Raw genomic sequence first — 24,107 nt, 5'->3', positions numbered from 1 at the left:
GTCCGGCGCCCGGGCGGATCCTGGCCGCTCACCCGTACGGAGGACGGGGTGAAGGCGCCTCATGCCGCCCTCCAGGGGCCGCCGGCGCCGGCGCACTGATCCGAACGGGGCCAACCGGGCCCGGCCGGGCGCCGGGCCGCCCCGGTCGGAGTCACACTGGATCCGGCGGGCGGGGCCCGTTCCGATCGGCATCCGGAATCCGGCTTCGCGGCGGACGGTGACTGCGCATGACCCGTGTGAAGGCAGACCTGGGGCGACGGCGCCGCATCCTGGGCGGGGCCGTCTGCGGGCTGGTCGCCGCGTTCGCCGGACTGGCCCTGGCAGAACTGGCCGCGGCGGCCGTCCGGCCGGAGGCCTCCCCGGTCACGGCGGTCGGCGGGGCCGTCGTCGACCTCACACCGGTGGGCGTCAAGGAATGGGCGGTGCAGGAGTTCGGCACCGCCGACAAGCTGCTGCTTGCCCTCGGGATCATCGTCGTACTCGGTGCCGTCGCCGCGCTGGCCGGGGTGCTCGCCGTACGGCACCTGCCGGCCGGGATCGCTCTCGCCGGCTGCTTCGGACTGGTGGGGGCGGTGGCCGCGCTCAGCCGGCCGGACGCGACCTGGCGCGACGCGCTGCCGTCCCTGGCGGCCGGGCTGGGTGCGGCCGGGGTGCTGTATCTGCTGGTCAGCGCGCTGACCAGGGCCCGCCCTGTGGGCGCGCCGCCGGGCGGGGCCCGGTCGATGGACCGGCGCGGCTTCGGCCGGCTGGTCGCCGCGACGCTCGCGGCGTCGGCCGGGATCGGCTACGCCGGGCGCCGGCTGGGCGCGTACGGCTCGGCCGGGGCCACGGCCTCCCGGGCGGATCTGGTCCTGCCGAAGCCGGCCGTGCCTGCGCCGCCCGTCCCGCCCGGCGCGCAGCTACGGGTGCCCGGGATCTCCCGGTTCATCACTCCCAACCGCGATTTCTACCGGGTGGACACCGCCTTGGTGGTCCCCCGGGTGGACGCGGACACCTGGCGGCTGCGCATCCACGGGGAGGGCGTCACCACCCCTCTGGAGTTCGGGCTGAGCGAGCTGCTGGCCCGCCCCCTCGTCGAGCACGACATCACCCTCGCCTGCGTGTCGAACGAGGTCGGGGGCCCGTACGTGGGCAATGCCCGCTGGCTCGGCGCACGGCTGGCCGACCTGCTGCGCGAGGCGGGGGTCCGGCCGCCCTCGCAGGGCGGTCCGGCCGACCAGTTGGTGGCGCGGTCCGTGGACGGGATGACGCTCGGCACGCCCGTCGAGACGGTGATGGACGGCCGGGACGCGCTGCTGGCCGTCGGGATGAACGGCGAGCCGCTGCCCTTCGCGCACGGTTTCCCCGTACGGATGGTCGTACCGGGCCTGTACGGATACGTCTCGGCGTGCAAGTGGCTGAGCGAGCTGCGGCTGACGACGTTCGCGGCGTACGACGCGTACTGGGTGCGCCGGTCGTGGGCTCCGCAGGGCCCGGTCAAGACGGAGTCCCGGATCGACACCCCGCGCCCGTCCGCCGAGCCGCAGGAGGGGCCGGTGGCGGTGGCCGGGGTGGCGTGGGCCCAGCACCGCGGGATCTCCCGGGTGGAGGTACGGGTGGACGGGGGCCCGTGGCAGGAGGCCCGGCTCGGGGCGGCGGACGGCAACGACACCTGGCGGCAGTGGGTGTGGGTGTGGGAGGCGACCCCCGGCGGGCACACCCTGGAGGTCCGGGCCACGGACGGTACGGGCGCCGTCCAGACGGGTGTGCGGACCGGGACCGTCCCCGACGGGGCGACCGGATGGCACTCGGTGACCGTGCGTGTCCGCCCCGGACCCGGGAGGAAGGCATGATGGCGGCCTCGCGGGAATCCGGCCCGTACGTCAGGAGCAGGCCCTCGTGGAGCTGACCAGTACGTCGTTCCTCGTCACGCTGATCGCCGTCACCGCGCTCGCCGTGCTCGCCGCGCTGCTGCTGTGGAACCGGATCCCGGGGCCCGGGTGGGTGCGCTGGCCCACGCGGGTGCTGATGATCGTGCTGTGCCAGCTGACCTCCATCGCGGTGATCGCGACCTGGATCAACGGCAGCTACGGGCTCTACTCCTCGTGGCGGGACCTGCTGGGCATGGAGAACGTGCAGAACTCCTCGGCGATGACCGGGCCGCCGCTGGGCCGGGCCCGGTTCACCCAGGGCGGCGACGGCACGCAGAGCGCCTACTTCCGCGGCTCGCATTCGAAGCTCGCCGGGCAGGTGATCGTGTGGACCCCGCCCGAGTACTGGGCACCGGGCGCGGAGAAGACCCGGTTCCCGGTGCTCATGCTGCTGCACGGGTATCCGGGATCGCCGCGGACCTGGATCGACCTGGGAGGCATGCCCGGGACGCTGGACCAGCTGATCCGGCTGGGCGCGGCGCGCCCGTTCATCCTGGTGATCCCGGAGATCTATCCGGGCGGGGTGAACACCGACTGCAGCAACACGCCGACACGGAAGGTGGCCAGTTGGCTCGCGGAGGACGTGACGGACCTGGTGGCGAAGAACTTCCGCACCCTGCGCGAGCCCAGGGGCTGGGGGCTGATGGGCGTCTCGACCGGGGCGTTCTGCGCGGTCAAGCTGCCGTTGCAGTACCCGAAGGTGTTCCGGGCGGGCGCGGCCCTCGACCCGGACCCGCTGGCCGGGGACCCCGACGTGCTGGCCGATCAGACCCTGCGGGAGCGGAACAGCCCCCTGTGGCTGGTCCGGCAGGCCAAGCGGGCCGACGTCGGGCTGTTCCTGGCCACCTCCGCCCAGGACAAGGACAGCCCGCCGCAGCAGCTGGAGGCCTTCAGCCGGGCCGCGGTGGGCAGCGGGGTCCGGGTCAAGACCCTCGTCCGCCCGGCCGGCGGCCACAACTTCCAGACCTGGACCGGGATGTACCCGGACGCACTGGGCTGGCTGAGCACGGAGCTCTCACCGCCCGCCGACGGCCGCGGCTGAGAAAGTGTCGGGTAATTGATCAACCTTCGGCCGATCACGGGGTCAGCCTCGCAGTTCTCCCCCAGCCTCCGGCCGGGAGGTGCCCCGACGAGCCCCTGATGGTGAGACCGTGCAGACCTTCCCGTAGGCCCGGAGGGTTTCGGCCGGGTCGCCGGGGCGGCCTCGCAGGACGGCGTCCAGGAAGGCGAGGGTGGCTCCGGCGACGACGCGCGGGCTCTCGGTGCGGCCCAGGGTGCCGACGATCGAGGGCACCGGCGGCAGGTAGAGCGGGCCGTCCATGAAGGTGAGGTGCCCGGCGCCGGGGACGGCAAGCCGGTAGCTCGTCGCGGTGCTGTGCTCAAGTGCGTCGGTGAGGCGGGGCAGGTAGCGCGGGTCGGTGCCGGCGGCGATCTCCTGGGTGAGCGCGAGCGCCGGCTGCTCAAGGGCGGTCGCGGTGGGGCCGTGGGGGTAGCCGTCCAGGTCGACGACGGCGTCGAACCGGCGGTCCTGCCGGGCCGCCTGCAGGGCGGCGGCACCGCCCAGGGAGTGGCCGGCCACCGCGGCGCGGCCGGTGTCCAGGCGTCCGGTCAGCGGGTCGGCGGTCTCGCCCCGGTCCAGCCGTTCCAGCTGGGTGAGGACGAAGCCGAGGTCGGCGGCCCGGACGGCGGTCCAGCCCGCCGCCAGTTCCTCGTCCCGGTCCCGGTCCCCGCTGGAGGCGGTCGTGGTGCGGATCGTGCGGCCGTCGGCGAGGACGACGACGGCGGAGTCGTACGGGTGGTCGAGGGCGGCGACCAGGTAGCCGTGGCTGGCCAGCTCCTCCGCCCAGGCGGTGTTCTGGGTCCGCACCCCGCCCGACCCCGGGGAGAACAGGACGACCGGGAACCGTTCTCCCCCACCGGCCACCGGGGCGTCGACGACCGCACGGCTGCGAGCCCGCGGGACGCCGTCGACCAGGAAGCCGGGCAGGCCGACCCCGTCGGCGAGGGCCTCGGCGACGGTGCGCGCCTCCTGCTCCGTGCGTCCCAGGTACTGGGCCCGCCGGGTGCCGGCGGGGCTCTTCTGCGCGGGGTACCAGAGCTGGGCCACGACCGTGCGCCGGTCGTCCGGATCGGCGGTGAAGCTCTCGGGGCGGAGCGGGTCGGTCCACTGCACCACCCGGGTGCCGACCGCGAAGCCGCCCGACGGCTCGGGGAACTCGGGCACGGGGAAGGCCCAGGCCGCCACCGGGCCCATGGTGATCAGGCCGGCGCAGGCCAGCGATCCCGGCAGGGCCAGCCACCAGCGGGCCCGCCACGCCGGTCGGCCGGTACGGCGTCGCAGCAGGGGCGGGAGGGCGAACGCCGACGCGAGGGCGGCGCCGGCCAGGACCGGCAGCAGCTGCCAGCGGATCCCCACCACGCCCAGCACGGTCGCGGACGCCACGAGCACCGCCCCCGCCCCGATCGTGACGGGCCGGCGGGCGGCCGGGGGGAGCCAGCGCGCCGCCACCAGCGCGAATGCACCCAGCAGGACGAGGACTTCCGGAAGGGACATCGACAGCCCCGTGATGGTTTCGGTCACCCGGCCATGCTCGACGCCGGGTCCGCGCCGCCGCATCGGTCCCGGGTCGCCGCCGGTTGCCACTCCGGTCGCAACCCGGGCGGGCCGCGGTGCGACCGGAGTGGCAACCGGTCACGCCCGTCCGGCGGCCGCTCTGCGACCGCGGGAGGTGGTGGGCCTCCTCCTGCGGTCGTACCCCGGCAGGGTGCGGTCGGACGGTGGGCTCATGCGCGCCGCCGCCCCCGCGGCCTAGGCTCCGGCTGTACGCGCTGACGGTCCCGGTCGGGCCGCCACGACGACCGATCGACGGGGAGATGTGACGGTGCGCCACCGGGACCGGGTACCGCCCCTGGTGTGGGACGCGGCGCTGCCGATCCTTCTCCTCCTCAACGTCATGACCGCCTACCCGGCGCGGGAGCTGCCGGTGGCCGCGGCGCTCACCGCCGCCCTGGCGCTCCCCCTGCTGTGGCGGCGCCGGGCCCCGCTCGCGGTGTTCGGCGCCGTGGCGGCCGCGGCCTTCGTCCAGTGGCTGATGGACGTCCAACTGCCCGCGGACGTCGCCCTGCTGGTGGCCCTCTGCACGGCGGCCGCGCACACAGGCCGGCGCGGCACGCTCCTCGCCGGTGCCGTCGTGGAGGGCGGAGCCGTGCTGGCCTGCCTGCGCTGGGTACCGGACGGCGCGTTCCTGACCCCCTTCGTCGCGCTCTCCGCGACGGTCGTCGCCGCCGCCGTCCTCGGGGTGAACGTGCGGACCAGCCGGGCCTACCTCGCCGCCGTGCAGGAACGGGCCGAACGGCTGGCGCTGCACCAGGAGCAGCAGGCACGGCTGGCCGTCGCCGAGGAGCGGGCCCGGATCACCCGCGAGATGCACGACATCGTCACCCACAACCTGTCCGTCATGGTCGCGCTCACCGACGCCGCCGTCTACGCCCAGCACAGGTCCCCGGACCGGGCCGCCGCCGCGATGCTGCAGATCTCCGAGACGGGCCGGCAGGCGCTGACCGACATGCGGCGCTCGCTGGGCGTCTTGCGGACCGGCGAGCGGGACGCGGAGCGCCACCCGCCGCCCGGCATCTCCCAGCTGGAGGCCCTCGCCGACCAGATGGGCGCCGCCGGGCTGCCGACCCGCCTGGAGGTCCGCGGCGGCCACACCCACGTCCCCGCCACCGCACAACTCACCGTCTACCGTCTGGTGCAGGAAGCCTTGACCAACACCCTCAAGCACACACCCGCCGGCACCCGCGCGACGGTCCTGGTCGAGTGCTCGGCCCAGGCCGTCGGCGTGGACGTCACCGACAGCGGCCCCCGCCCGGCGCGGCCCGCCGCCGCACCGCCCGGCCACGGCATCCCCGGCATGCGCGAGCGCGCGGCCGCCTACGGGGGGACGCTGCAGGCCGGACCGCTTCCGGGCGGCGGCTGGGGCGTCCGTACCCGACTCCTCCTGGGCGGCGGCGGGGCGGCCTCCGCATGACGATCCGCATCCTGATCGCCGACGACGAGGCGCTGCTCCGGATGGCCTTCGGCACGGTCCTGGAGGCCCAGCCCGACATGACACCGGTCGGCGAGGCCGCGGACGGCGCCCAGGCCGTCCGCCTCGCCCGGGAGCTGCGGCCCGATGTCGTCCTCATGGACGTCCGGATGCCCGGTACGGACGGGATCGAGGCGACCCGACAGGTCGTCGAGGTCTCCCCGCAGAGCAGAGTGCTGATCCTGACCACCTTCGACCTGGACGCGTACGCCTTCGCCGGTCTCGCCGCCGGAGCCTCGGGCTTCCTGCTGAAGAACACCAGGCCGGAGGAGCTGCTCACCGCGATCCGCAACGTCGCGGCGGGCGACGCCGTGCTCTCCCCGCGGATCACCCGGCGCCTGCTGGAGGACTTCCGTCCGCACCTGCCCGACGGCGGCGCCGCCGTCCGCGACGAGCGGCTGGACCGGCTGAGCGCCCGTGAGCGCGAGGTGCTCGTCGAGGTCGGCCGCGGCCTGTCCAACGCCGAGATCGCGGCCGCACTGTACCTCGCGGAGGCGACCGTGAAGTCCCATCTGGGGCGGATCCTGCACAAGCTCGAACTCCGCGACCGGATCCAGGCCGTGGTCTTCGCCCACGACAACCGCCTGGTCCGCCCGGCCTGAGAGGAACGGTACGTCCAGCGCTCGCCAGACCCCCACCACGTGGGGTGCCGGGAGGGGGGGACGCGCCCTAGCCCCGGGAAAGGCGGACCGGGAGGGATTCGACGCTGTTGCCGATGAAGCTGCGCTGGTGCGGGAGTTCGGGCTCGGCCACCGCGAGGTCGAGGTCCGGGAAGCGGGTGAAGAGCCGCTCCAGGGCGATGGTGGCCTCCAGGCGGGCGAGCGGGGCGCCCACGCAGTAGTGCGCGCCGTGCCCGAAGGAGAGGTTGCGGGCGGCGGTGGGGCGGGTGACGTCGAACCGGTCGGCGTCCGGGCCGTGGAAGGCCTCGTCGCGGCCGGCCGCGGTGTAGCCGGCGAGGACAGGGGTGCCCTGCGGGATCACGGTTCCGTCGACGGTCAGGTCGCGGGTGGGGTACCGGAAGGGGAACCAGCTGACGGGTCCGTCCCAGCGCAGGGTCTCGTCCACCACGTCGGACCAGGTGGCCTTGCCCTCCTGGACCAGGGCGAGCTGGTCGCGGTGGGTGCACAGGGCGCGGACGGCGTTGCTGATCAGGTTGAGGGTGGTCTCGTGGCCGGCGACGAGCATCAGGCGCATGGTGCCGATGAGTTCGGCCTCGCTGAGCCGGTCTCCGTCGCCCTCGCGGGCGGCGATCAGCGCGCTGGTCAGGTCGTCGCCCGGGGCCTCGCGACGGGCGGCCGCGATGGTGCCCATCAGCTCGACGAGCTCCCGTACGGCGGCCATGGCCTCCGCGGGCGTGGTGTCGGTGGCGATGATGACGGTGTTGGACAGGTGGTGCAGCCGGCCACGGTGCTCGGGGTCCACGCCGAGCAGCTCGCAGATGACGCTCATCGGCAGCGGCAGCGCGAAGTGGGTGCGCAGGTCCGCGACGCCGTCGGGGGCCTCGGCCGCGGCCCGGCCGAGGTCTTCGAGCAGTCCGGCGGTCAGCTCCTCGATGCGGGGCCGCAGCCGCTCCACCTGGCGGGCGGTGAAGGCGTTGCCGACGAGGGAACGCAGCCGGCGGTGGTCGGCGCCGTCGGCGGTGTGCATGCCCTGGGCGTTGGCGAACACCCGCAGCGGCCAGTCCGCGGGGATGGTGCCGTCGTGCAGGGGCGGGAAGTGCCGGGCGTCCTTGGCGGCGTCGGGGTGGGCGAGGAACTCCTTCAGCGCTTCGTGTCCGAGGACGACCGCCCCGGGCACCCCTCCGGGCAGGACGACGTCCGCCACTGGGCCCTGGGCGCGCAGCCGGGCGTTGAGGGCGTGCGGGCAGCCGCCGGCGGGGTCGATGACGTGCGCGGGCGTGTGTGTGTTGTCGGGTGACAAGCCGGGTCTCCTGACCGTTTGGACGAATCTCGGCCAACAGTGCGGTCTGAAGGGCGGGTTGTACAAGTCCGTTCAGGGGACACGTTCAGGGGTCCGGCACGTGTACGGGCCCGGCCGGCGGCCGGTGTCGGCGTAGGGTCGGGGCATGGCGGAAGCACGGCTGCCTCTCGGAGGCAGGGTCGCCCTGGTGGCCGGGGCGACGCGGGGCGCGGGCCGGGGTATCGCGGTCCAGCTGGGCGCGCAGGGCGCGACGGTGTACGTGACGGGGCGCAGCACGCGCGGCAGCCGTTCGGAGTACGGCCGGCCGGAGACCGTTGAGGAGACGGCGGAGCTGGTCACGGCGGCGGGCGGGCGCGGTATCGCGGTGGTCACGGACCATCTGGTGCCCGGGCAGGTGGAGGCGCTGGTCGGACGGATCGACGCCGAACAGGGGCGTCTCGACGTGCTGGTGAACGACATCTGGGGCGGCGAGCTGCTCTTCGAGTGGGACAGCACGGTGTGGGAGCACGACCTGGACAAGGGGCTGCGGCTGCTGCGGCTCGCGGTGGAGACCCATGCCGTCACCAGTCATTTCGCGCTGCCGCTGCTGCTGCGCGAGCCGGGCGGGCTGGTGGTGGAGATGACGGACGGCACGGCCGAGTACAACGCGACCCGGTACCGGGTGTCGTTCTTCTACGACATCGCCAAGTCGGCGGTCCTGCGCATGGCGTTCGCGCTCGGGCACGAGCTGGGGACCCGCGGTGCGACGGCGGTGGCGCTGACACCGGGCTGGCTGCGCTCGGAGATGATGCTCGACACCTTCGGCGTGACCGAGGCGAACTGGCGGGACGCGCTGGAGAAGGTCCCTCACTTCGCCATCTCCGAGACGCCGTCGTACGTCGGGCGGGCGGTCGCGGCGCTCGCCGCGGACCCGGAGGTGGCGCGCTGGAACGGGCGCTCGCTCTCCAGCGGGCAGCTGGCCCGGGTCTACGGCTTCACGGACCTCGACGGCAGCCGGCCGGACGCGTGGCGGTACATGGTCGAGGTCCAGGACCCGGGCCGCCCGGCCGACACCACCGGCTACCGCTGACCGGCCCCGCGGGCGCCGCACCGGCCGCCGGGGCCGCACGGACCCCCGTCAGTGCGCCGCTTCCGCGGTGGACGGCAGCCTGAGCTCGCGGTCGGGGCCGAGCCGGGCGAAGAACCGCTCCACGTCCTCGTCGGACACGTCGGCCAGCGCGGGCGGGGACCAGCGTGGATCGCGGTCCTTGTCGACGACCTGGGCACGTACGCCCTCCACCAGGTCGGGCGCGCGCAGGGCGTGGCAGGACACCCGGTACTCCTGCACCAGCACCTGCTCCAGCGGGCCCAGGCCGCGGGCCCGGCGGACGGCGGCGAGGGTGACCTTGAGCGAGGTCGGGGACTTGGCGAGGATGGTCTCGGCGGTCTCCTTGGCGGCCGGGTCGCCCTCGGTCAGCAGCCGTTCGACGATCTCCTCGACGGTGTCCGCCGCGTAGCAGCGGTCGATCCAGTCGCGCCGCCCGGCCAGTTCACCGGGGGCGGGAGTGCCGGCGAACCGCGGCAGCACCTCGTGGGCGGGCGATCCGGCGAGGGCGGCGGTCAGCTCCGGGAGCCGGTCGGCGGGGACGAAGTGGTCGGCGAGTCCGCACAGCAGCGCGTCGGCGGCGCCCACGGCGGCGCCGGTGAGCGCGAGGTGGGTGCCGAGCTGGCCGGGGGCGCGGCCGAGCAGGTAGGTGCCGCCGACGTCCGGCACGAAGCCGATGCCGGTCTCCGGCATCGCGACGCGGGAGCGCTCGGTGACGACGCGGACGCTGCCGTGGGCCGAGACGCCGACGCCGCCGCCCATCACGATGCCGTCCATGAGGGCGACGTACGGCTTGCGGAAGCGCGCGATCCGGGCGTTGAGCCGGTACTCGTCGCGCCAGAAGTCGGCGGAGGCCGAGGTTCCGGCCTTGGCGTCGTCGTGGATGGCCCGGATGTCCCCGCCGGCGCACAGGCCGCGCTCGCCTGCGCCGCGGATGAGGACCTGATCGACGGCCGGGTCCCGCTCCCAGGTGAGCAGGGCCTCGTCGATCCGCAGCACCATGGGGTGGGTGAGGGCGTTGAGGGCCTTGGGGCGGTTGAGGGTGATCAGCCCCGTCCGGCCCTCGACCGCAAGCAGGACCGTGTCGTCGACGGCATCTTCGGATTTCACACCGGCCAGTATGTAGCGTGGCCGGACATGCGGAAGATCATTCTGATGATGTCGGTGTCCCTCGACGGCTTCATCGAGGGGCCCGAACGGCAGATCGACTGGCATCGAGTCGACGACGAACTCCACCGGCACATGAACGACGAGCTCCGGACGGCGGGCGGCTTCCTGCACGGCCGCGTCATGTACGAGCTGATGGCCCGTTCCTGGCCCACCGCCCATGCCGACCCGGCGATCACCGGCCCGATGGCCGAGTTCGCGGACATCTGGCTGGAAGCACCGAAGTACGTGTACTCGCGCACGCTGCGCCAGGCCGACCTCGGCTGGAACTCCACGCTCGTGCGGGACGTCGTCCCGGCGGAGGTCGCCGCGCTCAAGGCGGCCCCCGGCGGCGACCTGGTCCTGGGCGGGGCCGGTATCGCCGCCGCCTTCCTGCACCACGACCTGGTGGACGCGTACCGGATCTACGTGCACCCGGTGCGCATCGGCAGCGGCACACCTCTGTTCCCGCCGGTCGCCGCCCCGGTGCCGCTCCGGCTCGAAGGCACCCTCACCTTCGGCACCGGCGTGGTGCGGCTCTCGTACGCACGCCCGTAGGGCCCGCATCCCGGGGTCCGCGCCTACGGCAGACGGCGGGGGTGGGCTCCTGGCGTATGCCCGAAGGCCCGCCGGAAGACGTCGATGAACGCGCTCGCCGAGGACCAGCCGCACCGGTGCGCGACCGCGGTGACGGGGGTGCCGACGGCCAGCAGCCGCAGCGCCTGGTGCAGCCGCAGCTGAGTGCGCCACTGCGGGAAGGTCATGCCCAGCTCGGCGCGGAACAGCCGGCTCAGCGTGCGCTCGCCGGCCCCCGCCCCGGCCGCGGCGCCCAGCGCGGCCAGCCCGCGGGAGTCCGCCGGATCGGCGTGCAGCAGGGCGCACACCGCAGCCAGCCGGGGGTCGGCGGGGGCGGGCAGGTGCAGCGGCTGCAGCGGGGAGGCGCGGAGCTGGTCGAGCAGCACCCCGAGCATCCGGCGCCGCTGGGGGCTGCCGTCGCCGGGGGCCCGCGTGTAGGCCAGGATCAGCTCCCGCAGCAGCGGTCCGACGGCGATCACGGCGGGCGTGTCGAGGGACAGCGGGTTGAGGCGGGTCGGCAGGCCCACCGAGTGCAGGTCGGTGCGCCCGTACGCGCGGTGCTCGTGCACCGTCCCGGCCGGGATCCACAGGGCGCGGGTCGTGGGGGCCACCCAGGTACCGGCGTCGGTGGTGATGGACAGCACGCCGGAACCGGCGTAGGCGATCTGGTGGTCGTCGTGCCGGTGCGGATCGATCCCGACGTTGGTGTCGAGCTCGCGGATGCTGGTCGCGGCCCGGGGAGTGTGGCGGATTTTCTGCATCACCCGGCAATTTATCGGAAGCGGGCCGCAGGCCGCACGGGCGATTCTCGACCGGTGAACCCATCGAAGACCGCTCCGGAGCAGCTCTCCGCGACGAACACCCCTTCCGTGCGGCGCCGCCGCATCGCGGCCCACGCGGCCGGCCACTCCTGCGTGGACGTGTACCAGGGCGCCGTCGCCGCGCTCGTCCCCTTCCTCGTCTCCGAGCGCGCGTACGGCTACGCCGCCGCCTCCGGCATCGTGCTGGCCGCCTCGCTGCTGTCCTCCGTGGTCCAGCCGCTGTTCGGGGCGCTGGCCGACCGGTGGCCGATGCCCTGGCTGATCCCGCTGAGCACGGCCGCCGCGGGCCTCGGCATCGCCCTGGTCGGTGCGGACGCCGGCTATCCGGCCACCGTGGCCGCCGTCGCCCTGTCCGGGCTGGGTGTCGCGGCCTACCACCCGGCGGCCGCCCGGCTGGTCCGCACCGGCCCGGGCGGATCCGGGCACACGGCGATGAGCTGGTTCGCGCTCGGCGGCAACATCGGCTTCGCGTGCGCGCCGCTGCTCGTCGTCGGGGCCCTGTCGGTGTCCGGGCCCGCGGGCTGGTGGCTGCTGGCCCTGCCCGCGGCACTCGGCGTCCTGCTGAACCTCCCGCGGCCGGCGCGGGACCGGGGGGCCGGCACGACGGCGACGAGGGTCTCCGGGGCGGTGCGCCCGGATGCGGCACCCGGCCCCGAGAACCGTCCGGCCTTCCTGCGGCTCTCCCTCGTGGTGGTCGTCCGCTCGGTCGCCTTCATCGGGCTGAGCACGTTCATCGCGCTGTACGTGCGCGAGCGCGGCGGCGGCGAAACCGCCGGTGCGGCGGCCCTGTTCGCCCTCTTCGCGGGCAGCGCGGGCGGCACCCTGCTCGGCGGCCGGCTGGCCTCCCGCTGGGGCCGGGGCACCACCGTCCACCGGGCGTACGCGGCGGCCGCGCCCGCCATCGCCGGGGTGCTCTTCCTGCCCCTCCCCCTGGTGTACGCCTGCGCGGCGCTGGCGGCCGCCGCCCTGTACGTGCCGTTCTCGCTCCAGGTCACCCTGGGCCAGGACTACCTGCCGGCCCGCATGGGCACGGCGAGCGGGGTCACCCTCGGCCTCACGGTAAGCGTCGGCGGGGTGGCGAGCCCTTTCGTCGGGGCCGTCGCGGACGCCACTTCGGTACGGACGGCCCTGCTCCCGCTGGCCGTTCTCCCGCTGGTGGCCTGGGCCCTGGCCCGGCGGCTCCCGGAGCCCGCACCGCCGGCAGCCTGAGCGGTCCCGCGGGTCAGTCTTTCGGGAGGGCCCGGTGGGCCTGCCAGGCGGCCAGGGCCTGCTGCCTCGTGCCCTCCGGGTGGCGGGCGTGCCAGTCGCGCAGGAAGCGGTTGAACTCGAACTGGGCGGCGACCTCCTGGGGTTCGGCCGCCCGGGCACGGGTGGCGTGCCAGTGGGCGACGGCCTCGGCGAGGGTGCGGCCCGCGTTCCCGGCGACGTACTCCCGCATGAAGGCGTCGAAGTGGAAGCCCGGCCCGATCTCCCGGACGAAGAACTCCCGGAGCACCTGACTGCACCGCTGACCCTCCGGGATCACGCTGTCGCCGTCGACGGGGGCCGCGAGCTGACGTCCGGCGCGGCGCGGCGCCCGGACCGGCTCCGGCGCCCGGACCCCGTCGAGTGCGGCGGCCAGCCGGGCCGTCAGCGCCACCTTGCCGCCCCCGGCGGACAGGCCCATCTCCCGGGCGAGCCGTGACAGTTCCGCCAGGGTCCAGTACCAGCGCAGCAATTCCGCCCCGGTAAGCGCCGGAGTCGGGGCAGGGCGGTTTTCCTTCATATTCGTACTCACGTTCCCATTCTAAAGAGGCGGCCGGTCGGTCACCGCCACGCCGGTCGAGGCCGCCGGGCCGCCCGCGGCGCGCGGTCCGGGTTTCATGGGGTGACCCGTGACACCCGGACCGACCGCAGGAGTCCGAATGACCGCCGCAGCCGACCGCGCCCCCCTGACTCTCGCCGACGACACCGCCCTGGTCCTCATCGACCTCCAGCGGGGCATCCTGGCCCTGCCGACCACCCGGCCCGCCGCCGAGGTCCTCGGGAACGGCATCGCGCTCGCCGAGGCGTTCCGCGCCCACAAGCTGCCCGTGGTGCTGGTCAGGGTCGCCTGGTCGCCCGACGGCGGCGACCTGCCCACCACCGACGTCGACCGCCCGGGCCCGGCCGCCGCCCCGCCCGCCGCGTTCTCGGAGATCCCCGCCGAGCTCGCCGCCCTCGGCGACGTCGTCGTGACCAAGCGCCACTGGGGCGCCTTCACCGGAACCGAGCTCGACCTCCAGCTGCGCCGGCGCGGCATCCACCGGATCGTCCTCGCCGGCATCTCCACCAGCGTCGGCGTCGAGTCCACCGCCCGTACGGCCTGGGAGCACAGCTACTCGCTCATCTTCGCCGAGGACGCCACCGCCGACACGGACCCCGAGTCCCACGCCCACTCGTTCGGCAAGATCTTCCCGCGCATCGGCAAGGTCAGCTCGACCGCGGAGGTGGTGGCCGCGCTGGACGGCTGACGCGCGAGCGTCCGGCCAGGTTCCGCTTCCTTCCTGTCCGGTTCTCGTCCCACATATACCTGACGTGGCATCAAATGGCCTGAATTGCTGCCGTTTCAGCTGTGGCTATGCTCAAGGCCCAAGTGATTGACGACTTTTATCGATCACAATTGGGCAGAGTGGGGCGGCCGATAAACACCCCCACGCGACCGCAGGACCGGAGAACCGATGGACAGAAACCTAGTCATCCAGACCCCCGCTGGTGGCCAGGGGTTCGATGACAGCCAAGTACCGCTCTATTACAGCCGCAAGACCGCGGACATACTCCACAAGTACGGCCCAGGCCCCCGAGTCCACTTCCACATGGGCCTTTTCGCCCCCGGTGCGACACCGAACACCACCGTCGCCCAGCGCGCGCTCAAGCGCCGCATAGTCGAGTCCCAGGAGGCCATCGTCGAACACGCGGCCCGCAGCTGGGGCGCGTACACCAACCCGCCGGGCAGCGTCCTCGACATCGGCTGCGGAGTCGGCGGCGGATCGCTCTACTGGGCCCAGGAGCACGGCGCGACGGTCACCGGTCTCACCGTCGCGGCCGATCACATACCCGTGATCGAGGACTTCGCCCGCCAGGCCGGCGTCGGCGACCGCGTCACCCCCCTCCTGGCCGACGTGCACACCTTCACGGCCGACCGGAAGTACGACGCCGCGTACGCCAACGAGAGCTCCGGCTACATGGACCGCGAACGGCTCTTCCAGGTCGTGGCCCGGTCCCTGAAGCCGGGCGGCTGGTTCGGCATCCAGGAGCACTTCATCTGCCGGCCCGAGTGGACCGGGTTCATCGACGGCTACTACAAGACGCGCCTGGGCACCCTCACCGAGTACCTCACCGCCGCCGATGCGGCCGGTTTCGAGCTGGAGCAGGACGAGGACGTCACCGACCGGGTCGCCGAGTTCTGGGTGCAGTCCATGGCCTGGAACACCGCCGAGCTGGACCGCGTCGAGAGCTCCGGCTCCTGCGCCCCGTCCGCCTGGTCGCGCGAGCGGCTCCAGGAGTCCACCATCACGCACGGCAAGCTGTTCCGCATATGGCGCGACCACGCCCTGGAGACCCGGCTCCTGCTGTTCCGTCTCGGCGGGGGCGGCTGACCGATGCCACCCGTGTACCGCGAAGACGCGCCACCCTCACGAATCGGCTGGAAACTGCCTCCGTTCTTCTGGCCATGGGAAAGGGATCCGATCCATCCCAAGGCGGCCGAAATCGAAGAACGGGCCATCGCCTGGATCGACGCATTCGGCCTCTACCCGAACACCACCGAACGCGCCTGGGGTCTGGCTTCGCGCAGCGCCGACTTCGTCAGCCGGATCGTCCCCTACGGCGACGTGGAACTGATGCTGCCCTTCGCCCAGTGGTGCTACTGGGCCTTCGCCGCCGACGACTGGCAGGATTCCGGCACCGCTGCGGCGCGCACCGCGTCCGTCGTCGACCAGGGCACCCGCGCCATCCGCACCCTGCAGGCGCCCGGCTCCGGCCTGCTGCCGCCGGGGCCGCACACCGCCGCGCTGGACGACCTGGTGGCCCGCACCCGGGAGGTGCTCACCCCCTTCCAGCTGCGCCGCTTCACCGAGGGTGTCGGGGAGTGGGTGCTCGGCGCCGCCGCGCAGGCCGCGAACGCCGAGCGGGGCGTGATGCCGAGCCTCAACGACTTCGCGGCGACACGGATCTGGGTCGGCGGCACCCGGTTCCTGCTGACCTGGTGCGAAGCGGCCAACGGCATCGAGGTACCGGCCGAGGTGCTGTACTCCGCGCCCGTCCAGGCCCTGACCGACGCCGCCGGGTTCATCGTGGCCTGCGACAACGACTTGTTCTCGTACAACAAGGACGATCACCACGAGCCGGCGGAGCAGAATCTGCTCAACGTGCTGGCCCGGGAGCACGGCTGTACGCCCGGCGAGACGCTGCCCGCCGCGTACGCGCTGCGGGACCGGACGGTGACGCTGTTCTTCCGGCTGCGCGAGCAGGTGGCGCGCGACGCCGACGAGCAGCTCGGGCGTTACCTCGTCGCGTTGGGGCAGTGGATCGCGGGAGACACCCAATACCACGACCGGGCGCCGCGCTACGCCAGTCCGCGCAACCGCAACGCACTTCCCGTCGACGGGGCTTCGTACGACATCACCTGGACCGACACGCCCAGCGACCCGAGCGCCGAGCCGCTGCCCGTACCGGCTCTCGCCTGGTGGTGGCAGCAGCTCGACGACTCGTCGCGCTGAGGTCAGCGGCGGCCGAACAGGCGCGCCCACCAGGAGCCCCGGCCCGTCGGCCGCTCCCCGGAAACGGGGACGGCCGACGGGACCGTGCCGGACGGCCGGACGGCCGGACGCGGCACCGGCGTGGAGCCGGTGACGGTGCTGCCCCGCGGACTGAACCGGACCGGCAGCGCCACCAGGTGACGGGACAGCAGCGAGGACGTCCACCGGAGCTCGTCCTCGGGGACGGCCAGCTCCAGGTCGGGCAACCGGGCCAGCAGGGTGTCGATGCCGGTGTCCGCGATGGCCCGGCCGATGTCCTGTCCGGGACACTCGTGCGGACCGCTGCTGAAGGCCAGGTGGGAACGGTTGCCGTGGACGGGAACGGTGGTGTCGGGCCGGATCTCGGGGTCGAGGTTGCCCGCCGCCAGCCCGAGCAGCAGCATGTCCCCCGCCTTGATCTGCGCTCCGCCGAGCTCCGTGTCGCCGGTGGCCCAGCGGCCGAGCATCGTCATGAACGGAGGCTCGTCCCACAGCACCTGCTCCAGCGCGTCCGGCAGCGTCATGTGGCCGCCGGACAGGTTCGCGCGGAAGCGACGGTCGGTGAGCACCATGCGCACGGTGTTCGCGATGAGGTTGGCGGTCGTCTCGAAGGCCGCGATCAGCACCAGTCGCAGGTGCTCCACGATCTCGTCGTCGCCGAGCGCCGTGGGGTGCTCCAGCATCCAGGACGTGAAGTCCCGGCCGGGCTCCTCCCGCTTGCGCACCACAAGCTCGCGGAGGGTGGCCGAGACGTACTCGAAGCTGGCGAGGGCCGTCTCGGTGCCGCGGAGCATGTCGCGGGCCGCCTCGACCAGACGCGGCCCGTAGGACTCCGGCGCCCCGACGAGCTGGGTCATCACCAGCATCGGCAGCGGCTCGGCGAAGTCGTCGACCAGGTCGGCCCGCCCGGACTGGGCGAAGGCGTCGATCAGCTGGTCGGCGAAGCGCTTGACGTACCGCCGTATGCCGCGCCGGTCGAAGCGCTCCAGCGACTCGGTGATCGCCCCGCGCAGCCGCTCGTGCTCGACGCCGTCGACCAGGTGGCAGGCCGGCTGCCACGCGGTCATCGGTGTCAGGGGGTGGTCCGCCGGGACGTTCCCCTCCTGCATGTCCCGCCAGTGGCGCGGGTCACGGGCGAACCGGGACGGGGTGCGCGCCACGTCCAGGTTCTCGCGGTGGCCGAGCACCAGCCAGGCGGGGAGGTCGCCGTGCACCAGGACGGGGGCCACCGCGCCGTGCTCGGCGCGCAGCTTCTCGTACAGGCCCATGGGGTCGGCCTCGGCCTCGGGGCCGTAGAGCCGGTGGGCCGGGCAGCCGGGCGGCGGGGCGGCCGGACCCGGCTGGGGGGTGGGGGTGGTGCTCACAGTGCCTCCGGGGTCGCGGCGAGGGAGTGGAGGTAGCGCATCAGCGTCATCAGGACGTCGCGGCTGGAGTCGCGCCGCCGGGCGTCACAGAAGACGAGCGGCACGGACGCGGGCAGGTCGAGGGCTGCGCGCAGCTCCTCCAGGGGGTATTCGGGCGCGCCGGGGAAGGAGTTGACGGCGACCACGAACGGCACCCCGCGCTCCTCCAGCCGGCCGATCACGTCGAAGCTGACCTCCAGCCGACGGGTGTCGACCAGGACCACCGCGCCGAGCGCGCCCTCGAACAGGCCGCGCCACAGGAACCAGAAGCGCTCCTGGCCCGGCGTGCCGAACAGGTACAGCACCAGCTCCTGGTTGATGCTGATGCGGCCGAAGTCCATGGCCACGGTGGTGGAGGTCTTGCGTTCCACGCCGGCCGTGTCGTCGACGCCGACCCCGGCCTGGGTCATCGTCTCCTCGGTGGTGAGCGGCCGGATCTCGCTGACCGAGCCGACGAGGGTCGTCTTGCCGACCCCGAAGCCGCCCACGATCACCACCTTGACTGCGGCGGCGGCCGTGGCCGGCAGCGCGTCTTCGCGCCGGGGCGCGGTGGCCCGGTCAGAGCTTTCGAAGTCCATCGATGACTGCCTCAATCAGTGCCAGGTCCGGGAGTTTGGCGGGGGCGACGGGTGGGCGGGAGAGCACGTGTTTGTCGGCGAGCAGGTCACCGAGGAGTACGGTGACCACGCTGACCGGCAGGCCGAGATACGCGGAGATCTCGGCCACCGAGAGCGGCGACTGGCACAGCCGCATGATCGCCGCGTGCTCCGGCTGCATCCCGGGCTTGGGCCCCGACTTGGCGATGATCAGCGTGACGAGGTCGAGGTGGGTGGGCGTTGACCCTCCACTGCGGCCGCCGGTGATCACATAAAGCCGCTCGGGGGTGCCGTCTTCCCAGTCCCCGCCGCCCGGGTTGCTCACGCCGGCTGCCCGTCGCGGCGCGGCGGGCTGCTCAGGTGCTCTCCGATCCGGGCGACGAGGTCGCGCATCCGCTGGCCCATCAGTCCGGCGTCGACGCCCTCGTCGGCCAGTACCGCGAGGAAGGCGCCGGCGCCGGCCGCCATCAGGTAGAAGAAGCCGCCGTCCATCTCGATCACGACCAGCCTCATCCGCCCGCTGCTGCCCGGGAGTTCGGAGGCGACGGCGCCGGCGAGGCTCTGCAGTCCGGCGCAGGCGGCGGCGAGCCGGTCCGCGGTGTCGGTCTCCGCCCCGTGCTGCGCCATGCGCAGGCCGTCGGCGGAGAGGACGATGACGTGGCGGGTCTGCGGAACGCTCTCGGCCAGGTCCTTGAGCATCCAGTCCATGTTGGTCTGCTGCTGGCTCACGGCTGTTCCCCCTTGCTCGCCGAGGCCGGCGAGGCGTCTGTGTTCTGGCTTGCTGCGCCGCTCCGGCTCGCGGCGGTCTTGCTGCTGTCCGAGGACAGGCCGTCCTGGAAGGCGGCCAGCCACATCCCGGGCTGCACCTCGGGCCGGGGCTCGGGCGCGGGCGCTGATCCGTACCCGTGTCCGGCGCGGTCGGCGGCCGCCTCGGCCGCCGCCACGATCCGGTCGCCGCCGACCCCGGCACCGGACGTTTCCGGTGCCACGGCGCGGATCTTGCGGCGGCGCTGGGGCAGGCCGTTCGGGGTCCGTTCGGTCACGACGGGTACCTCGTCGGCTGCTGCCGGCATCCGGGGGCCGGTGACCGGGCGGGCCGGCTGCGGCCGGGCGGCCGGTTCCCCGGCCGTCGCGGTGGCGGTGACGGTGGCCGCCGCTCCTGCCGTCCCGGTGTCTGCCGTACCGGCAGGCAGGGCGGCACGGGGGCCCGAGGCGGTGCCGATGCCGTGGGCGACGCCGGTCGCGGCGGCGGTGGTGGTGATGAGCTGCTGCGGGATGACGAGCACGGCGCGGACGCCGCCGTACGCCGACGAGCGCAGCGAGACCTGGAAGTCGTACGCCTGCGAGAGGCGGCCGACCACGGCGAGGCCCAGGCGCGGGGTCTCCCCGAGGTCGGTGAGGTCGATGCCCTGCTGTGCCTGGCGCAGCATGCGCTCGGCCCGCTTGCGGGCCTCCTCGCTCATGCTCACGCCGCCGTCCTCGATCTCGACGGCGATGCCCGAGTTCACGTCGACGGCGGTCAGATGGACCTTGGTCTGGGGCGGGGAGTAGCGGGTGGCGTTGTCCAGCAGCTCGGCGAGCGCGTGGATGAGCGGTTCGACGGCCGGGCCGACGACGGCGACCTGCGAGACCGAATGGAGCTCGACGCGCTGGTAGTCGATGATCCGCGACATGGCGCCGCGCAGCACGCTGTACAGGGGGACGGCCTTGGACCACTGGCGGCCGGGCCGGGCCCCGCCGAGCACGGCGATGGAGTCGGCGAGGCGGCCGATGAGGGCCGTGCCGTGGTCGAGCCGCAGCAGGTCGCCGAAGACGTCCGGGCTGTGGCCGTGCCGGTCCTCCATCTCCCGCAGTTCCTGGGCCTGCTGGTGCACGATGGCCTGGACGCGGCGGGCGATGTTGACGAAGGCGCGCTGCGCGGAATCGCGCAGGTCCTCCTCGGCGACGACGGCGTCGAGCACCGAGCTCAGCACGGCATGGTGGGCGGCCCTGAACTCGGGCGACAGGCCGGGCCCGTGGGTGTCGAGCTCCTCCAGGGAGGCGAGCACCTCCTCGGGGAACTCCCCCTTGCGCAGGCGCTCCACGACATCGGGCAGCAGCTCCTGCGCGAGCCGTACGGTCTCCGTTTGCTGTCGGTGCAGGGCCGCCTCCTGCGCGGCGACCGTCAGCCGCAGCGCGGCGACCACCTTGCCGCGCCGGGCGGCCTCACCGCAGGAGAGGGCGACGGCGACGAAGGCCACGGCGCCGACCCAGGCGACGGGGGTGCGGGCAGGTGCGGACACCTGCGCCACGGCGATCGCCGCGACGGCGGCGGTCAGCAGGGCGGGCAGCGCCCAAACGACGGGTGAGGTGGGCCCTGGACTTCCGGGCGACGATCCCACGCGAACCATCAGAACCCTCAAACGATCGAAAGTGAATGATCATATGACAACGGCCCGGAATCTTAGCGTCTATGTGCGCGTCTCTTGACAACAGGTCACCATCCGGGCCTGGTAAGCCGGTTGGCATTTCACGATCTGGCCGAAACCCGTGCGCGCCGCCTGCCGGGTACGCCCGGTGCGCAGCCCCGACCACGCAGTCCGCGCTTGCTCTCCACCCGTCGACCACCCCGCCCACGGCCCCGGACCCCTCACCCAAGGAACGGCCGAATCCCGCCATCGGCCCCGAGCGCCTCCGGGAGACAATCACCCTCGGCCCGAGGCGGAACCGCCCGGTCCCCACCGGCCCCGCCGACCCCACGACAGAACGGGAGCAAACGCGTTGAACCAGGAGAGGCGCGAACAGGCCCAGCAGTTCCTGCACCCGGGCGAGCGGCTCGTCGCCGCCTGCTCCTTCGAACTCGGCCCCGGAGTGCCGTATCCGCCCGAAAACCTGCTCGCCCGGCCGGAGCCGTCCGCACTCGCCCGGCAGATCGAGGCGAAGGCCCCCCGCCCGCTGCGGCAGTTGCTCAAGGCGGGCGGAATCCTCGATCCGCGGCAGTCCGGGCTCGCCGCCGCCGCGAACGCGGTCGACCGCGCGCCGGACCTGGCAGACCGCCTCGGCACCCGGCTGATGCACGGCAAGAGCATGGAGGGCGGCTGGCAGAGCGCGGCCGGGCGGTTCCTCATCGGCCGTGCGAGCGCCCGCGGCTCGGCAGCGGACGTACTCGCCGTCACCGACCGGCGCTTGTTCGCCCTGACCGACGTATCACCGCTGTGGCGGACGGCGCCCGCGCTGAAGCAGTACTGGGAAGCCCCCCGCCCGGCCGTGGCCGCCGTGCGCGCCAATCCGACGGGGATCCTCCAGAAGGGCCGCATGGACATCGTCTTCGCCGACGGCTCGTGGGTCGCCGTCCTCGCGAGCCCCCCGGCCCACGCGGCCCCCTTCGCGGCCGCGGCCACCGGCCCGCGCTGAGCGAACGGCTCTGCAGGGGCGTCGCCGGGCCGGGACCGGGGCCGCATCGGTACCGGTGGGAACGTATGGCCGACCCGAAGGCGCAGCGGCACCGCTGCGCGCACCAATGCTCCGGTTGCCGCCACACGTTGACCGGCCTGCGGATACGATCCAGCCGGCGGGCTTGCGCGGACTCCTGCGATGGATGCCTCCGGCCTCGTCACGCACCGGCGCAGAAGAGGAACGGACACCCTGTGAGCAGTGCTCGCTCTGACGGACGGGTGCAGCCGGCCCGCCCGGGCGACCCCAAGCGGGTCGGACCGTACCGGATCATCGGCCGCCTGGGCTCGGGAGGCATGGGCACCGTTCACGCCGGTCTCGACCCGGGGGGCCTGCGGGTGGCCGTCAAGCTCGTCCATGCCGCACATGCCGCGGACGCCGAGTTCCGCGCCCGCTTCCGCCGCGAGGTCCAGCTCTCCGCCCGCGTCCAGGGGCCGTGCCTCATGCCCCTGCTCGCAGCCGACCCCGACGCCGACACCCCCTGGCTGGCCACCGCCTACGCCCCGGGGCTCACTCTCGACCGGCACCTCGCCGCCCACGGTCCGCTCACCGGCGGCACCTTGTACGCCTTCGCCGCCGGCACCGCCCAGGCCCTGGCAGCCATCCACGCCGCCGGTGTCGTCCACCGCGACGTCAAACCGCAGAACGTTATCCTCACCCCCGCCGGCCCCCGCGTCCTGGACTTCGGCATCGCCCGCGCGGCCGACGGCACGTCCGTCACCCGGACCGGCGTGATGACCGGCACACCCGGCTGGATCAGCCCCGAGCACTACCGCACCGGCGCCGTCGGCCCCGAAGGCGACATGTTCGCCTGGGCCACCCTCGTCGCGCACGCCGCCACCGGCCGCCTGCCCTTCGGCACGGGAGCCCCGGACGTCGTCGCCTACCGCGTCATGTCCGCCGACCCCGACCTCGTCGGCCTCCCCGGAGAACTCCGCGCAGTCGTCGGAAGGGCCCTCGCCAAAGCCCCGGAAGGCCGCCCCGCCGCGCGCGAGATCGCCGAGGAGTGCGCCGGGGTCCTCGCCGCCCAGGCCACACGGATCCTCCCGTCCGGCGCCGATCCGACCCTGGCCGTTGATCGCGTCGGGGCCGAGTGGGACGTACCCGCCGCGGACGACCCGATGTGGCGTCCCCCCGCCCGCCCGGGCCGTCGCGCCATCGGCATCACCCTGGCCACGGGGGCCGTCATCGCCGGGTTGGCGGGCGGTGCGCTCGCGCTCAGCGCCGCGGACACGCCCTCCCCGCCCGCCTCCGGCCGCCCTCACGGCGCCGCCGCCGGTTCCGCGACGACCGCCACGCCCTCCGCCGGTGCGGGGCCGGCCGGTACGCGTACGGGAAGGCCTGAGCCGGCGTCCGCGGACAGCGCCGAGGCGACGATCGTCACGTGGCGCACGGCTCGCCGCGCCCGGGGAGAAGCGGAGCTCGAAACCGAGACGGCACTCGGCCACGACGTCAGCCTGGGGGTGGGCTCGGACTACGACTACGACGGGCGGTACGAGGTGGGCTTCGCCCCGCCGCGGAAGGAGGTCTACATCGCCATCAGCGGCGCCGCGCCCGCCCCGTACATCGTCCAGGCGGTGGCCAAGGACGCCTGCACCACCCTCCGCATGATGGCGGACATCTATGCGGGCCTCCCGTACGACGAGTACGTGCTGGTGGACGCCACCTCCCCTGCCGCGCCCGCCGTCGTGTGGGAGGGGAACTTCCGCACCAACGCCGGCTGCGCCACCCGGGTCGTCGACCGCGACGTCACCGACGGCCGCCAGGCGCCGGACTGGCAGCCCACCGAAACCGGCCTGGAGGCGGCGAGGATCCCCAGCAGCGACAAGGCGGAGATCCGTGTGGCCACCGATGCGGTCCACCGGCTCTTCGGGGAGTGGAACGGCAATTCCCGTCTCTTCCACGACGCCCGCTACATCAGCGACGAGAACACCAGCATCGGGTTCGCCCCGCACGAGGGCGCGATGTACCTGTGGGCCACGAAGCCCGAGTGGAACCGGGACACACAGGAGGAATGGGCCAAGGCCGCCGCTGACGTGGCCTGCCGGGCACTCCTCACCGAATCCCGCGCCGGCAAGGAGTGGGTCTACGCCCAGTACGCGGTCGCAGTCATCGGCGACGACGGCGCTCCCCGGTTCCTGCGCTGGGGCTCGGCCGGAACCTGCGCGTCCTGACCCCGCACGGCCGCCCGGCCCTCGCGGCTGGGGAGCGCGGCGGATGCGACGCCGCCCCGGAAGGGCAGGCTCGCGCTCAGCCGGGAGGCGAGCGAGGAGAAGGCGCCGGGGTTCGGCGACGCGCTTGCGGCCATCAGGCCGGTTGCCGGTGAGCGGTCCCGAGGGGCAGCCCGCGGAGCTCGTCACGACGACCGCCGGCC

At 73.9% G+C, this 24,107-nt stretch carries 22 protein-coding genes; 12 read left to right on the top strand and 10 right to left on the bottom strand.

The window, feature by feature from the left end; all coding sequences use genetic code 11:
• Positions 1–227 precede the first annotated feature (227 nt).
• Both ABTY04_RS01390 and ABTY04_RS01385 read left to right on the top strand, forming a co-directional pair.
• Positions 228–1,832: a molybdopterin-dependent oxidoreductase gene (locus tag ABTY04_RS01390; RefSeq protein ID WP_352211239.1), complete on the top strand. Its 1,605-nt coding sequence runs from the start codon at positions 228–230 to the stop codon at positions 1,830–1,832.
• 46 nt (positions 1,833–1,878) lie between these two features.
• Positions 1,879–2,952 (top strand): alpha/beta hydrolase, encoded by a 1,074-nt coding sequence (locus ABTY04_RS01385; protein WP_352211238.1) that lies wholly within the window; start codon positions 1,879–1,881, stop codon positions 2,950–2,952.
• A gap of 42 nt (positions 2,953–2,994) precedes the next feature.
• Here the strand turns inward: ABTY04_RS01385 and ABTY04_RS01380 are convergent, their stop codons facing one another.
• Positions 2,995–4,527: an alpha/beta hydrolase family protein gene (locus tag ABTY04_RS01380; RefSeq protein ID WP_352211237.1), complete on the bottom strand. Its 1,533-nt coding sequence runs from the start codon at positions 4,525–4,527 to the stop codon at positions 2,995–2,997.
• 259 nt (positions 4,528–4,786) lie between these two features.
• Between ABTY04_RS01380 and ABTY04_RS01375 the strand changes: the two genes are divergently transcribed.
• A complete protein-coding gene (locus ABTY04_RS01375) occupies positions 4,787–5,941 on the top strand; it encodes a sensor histidine kinase (protein ID WP_352211236.1) in 1,155 nt (384 codons plus the stop codon).
• On the top strand, positions 5,938–6,600 hold the full coding sequence (locus tag ABTY04_RS01370) for a response regulator (protein ID WP_352211235.1): 663 nt from the start codon (positions 5,938–5,940) through the stop codon (positions 6,598–6,600). Before ABTY04_RS01375 ends, ABTY04_RS01370 begins: the two co-directional genes overlap by 4 nt.
• A gap of 67 nt (positions 6,601–6,667) precedes the next feature.
• Here the strand turns inward: ABTY04_RS01370 and ABTY04_RS01365 are convergent, their stop codons facing one another.
• Positions 6,668–7,918 carry a cytochrome P450 family protein gene (locus ABTY04_RS01365; RefSeq protein WP_352211234.1) on the bottom strand — a complete coding sequence of 417 codons (1,251 nt, stop codon included), beginning with the start codon at positions 7,916–7,918 and terminating at the stop codon, positions 6,668–6,670.
• A 145-nt stretch (positions 7,919–8,063) separates the two neighbouring features.
• Here ABTY04_RS01365 and ABTY04_RS01360 point away from each other — a divergent pair, with 145 nt between their 5' ends.
• Positions 8,064–8,987, top strand: coding sequence for an SDR family oxidoreductase (locus ABTY04_RS01360; protein WP_352211233.1), 924 nt, complete (start codon positions 8,064–8,066; stop codon positions 8,985–8,987).
• 48 nt (positions 8,988–9,035) lie between these two features.
• Here ABTY04_RS01360 and ABTY04_RS01355 read toward each other — a convergent pair whose 3' ends face one another.
• On the bottom strand, positions 9,036–10,121 hold the full coding sequence (locus tag ABTY04_RS01355) for an enoyl-CoA hydratase/isomerase family protein (RefSeq protein WP_502996531.1): 1,086 nt from the start codon (positions 10,119–10,121) through the stop codon (positions 9,036–9,038).
• An 18-nt stretch (positions 10,122–10,139) separates the two neighbouring features.
• On the opposite strand from ABTY04_RS01355, the gene ABTY04_RS01350 reads away from it, so the two are divergent.
• On the top strand, positions 10,140–10,706 hold the full coding sequence (locus ABTY04_RS01350) for a dihydrofolate reductase family protein (RefSeq protein ID WP_352211231.1): 567 nt from the start codon (positions 10,140–10,142) through the stop codon (positions 10,704–10,706).
• Between the two features lie 23 nt (positions 10,707–10,729).
• Here the strand turns inward: ABTY04_RS01350 and ABTY04_RS01345 are convergent, their stop codons facing one another.
• Positions 10,730–11,485, bottom strand: a complete 756-nt coding sequence (locus ABTY04_RS01345; protein WP_352211230.1) for an AraC family transcriptional regulator — start codon at positions 11,483–11,485, stop codon at positions 10,730–10,732.
• A 108-nt stretch (positions 11,486–11,593) separates the two neighbouring features.
• Here ABTY04_RS01345 and ABTY04_RS01340 point away from each other — a divergent pair, with 108 nt between their 5' ends.
• Entirely contained in the window at positions 11,594–12,754 is a 1,161-nt protein-coding gene (locus tag ABTY04_RS01340) for an MFS transporter (protein WP_352211298.1), read from the top strand.
• Positions 12,755–12,767: 13 nt separating this feature from the next.
• On the opposite strand, the gene ABTY04_RS01335 is transcribed toward ABTY04_RS01340, so the two are convergent.
• A complete protein-coding gene (locus ABTY04_RS01335) occupies positions 12,768–13,322 on the bottom strand; it encodes a DUF6434 domain-containing protein (RefSeq protein ID WP_352211229.1) in 555 nt (184 codons plus the stop codon).
• Between the two features lie 127 nt (positions 13,323–13,449).
• Between ABTY04_RS01335 and ABTY04_RS01330 the strand changes: the two genes are divergently transcribed.
• From ABTY04_RS01330 to ABTY04_RS01320, 3 genes are all read left to right on the top strand, one after another.
• Positions 13,450–14,037, top strand: a complete 588-nt coding sequence (locus tag ABTY04_RS01330) for a hydrolase (protein WP_352211228.1) — start codon at positions 13,450–13,452, stop codon at positions 14,035–14,037.
• A gap of 207 nt (positions 14,038–14,244) precedes the next feature.
• Positions 14,245–15,162 (top strand): SAM-dependent methyltransferase, encoded by a 918-nt coding sequence (locus ABTY04_RS01325; RefSeq protein ID WP_352211227.1) that lies wholly within the window; start codon positions 14,245–14,247, stop codon positions 15,160–15,162.
• A 3-nt stretch (positions 15,163–15,165) separates the two neighbouring features.
• Positions 15,166–16,284, top strand: coding sequence for a terpene synthase family protein (locus ABTY04_RS01320; protein ID WP_352211226.1), 1,119 nt, complete (start codon positions 15,166–15,168; stop codon positions 16,282–16,284).
• 2 nt (positions 16,285–16,286) lie between these two features.
• Here ABTY04_RS01320 and ABTY04_RS01315 read toward each other — a convergent pair whose 3' ends face one another.
• From ABTY04_RS01315 to ABTY04_RS01295, 5 genes are read right to left on the bottom strand one after another with little or no spacing between them, the layout of a single operon-like run.
• Positions 16,287–17,666, bottom strand: a complete 1,380-nt coding sequence (locus tag ABTY04_RS01315; protein ID WP_352211225.1) for a cytochrome P450 — start codon at positions 17,664–17,666, stop codon at positions 16,287–16,289.
• Positions 17,663–18,283 carry a GTP-binding protein gene (locus ABTY04_RS01310; protein WP_352211224.1) on the bottom strand — a complete coding sequence of 207 codons (621 nt, stop codon included), beginning with the start codon at positions 18,281–18,283 and terminating at the stop codon, positions 17,663–17,665. The genes ABTY04_RS01315 and ABTY04_RS01310 overlap by 4 nt, the downstream gene beginning before the upstream one ends.
• Positions 18,264–18,626, bottom strand: coding sequence for a DUF742 domain-containing protein (locus ABTY04_RS01305; RefSeq protein WP_352211223.1), 363 nt, complete (start codon positions 18,624–18,626; stop codon positions 18,264–18,266). Before ABTY04_RS01305 ends, ABTY04_RS01310 begins: the two co-directional genes overlap by 20 nt.
• Positions 18,623–19,009 (bottom strand): roadblock/LC7 domain-containing protein, encoded by a 387-nt coding sequence (locus tag ABTY04_RS01300; protein WP_352211297.1) that lies wholly within the window; start codon positions 19,007–19,009, stop codon positions 18,623–18,625. The genes ABTY04_RS01305 and ABTY04_RS01300 overlap by 4 nt, the downstream gene beginning before the upstream one ends.
• Before the next feature lie 17 nt (positions 19,010–19,026).
• Positions 19,027–20,691: a sensor histidine kinase gene (locus ABTY04_RS01295; RefSeq protein ID WP_352211222.1), complete on the bottom strand. Its 1,665-nt coding sequence runs from the start codon at positions 20,689–20,691 to the stop codon at positions 19,027–19,029.
• 370 nt (positions 20,692–21,061) lie between these two features.
• On the opposite strand from ABTY04_RS01295, the gene ABTY04_RS01290 reads away from it, so the two are divergent.
• Positions 21,062–21,694, top strand: coding sequence for a hypothetical protein (locus tag ABTY04_RS01290; protein ID WP_352211221.1), 633 nt, complete (start codon positions 21,062–21,064; stop codon positions 21,692–21,694).
• Between the two features lie 233 nt (positions 21,695–21,927).
• A complete protein-coding gene (locus tag ABTY04_RS01285; RefSeq protein ID WP_352211220.1) occupies positions 21,928–23,907 on the top strand; it encodes a serine/threonine-protein kinase in 1,980 nt (659 codons plus the stop codon).
• The last annotated feature ends 200 nt before the right edge of the window (positions 23,908–24,107 follow it).

This window comes from Streptomyces sp. NPDC097981, from assembly GCF_040302565.1.
In the GTDB taxonomy this organism is placed as follows: Bacteria; Actinomycetota; Actinomycetes; order Streptomycetales; family Streptomycetaceae; genus Streptomyces.
Note: the sequence above shows the minus strand (reverse complement) of the source record. Positions and strands in the feature narration are given on the sequence as shown.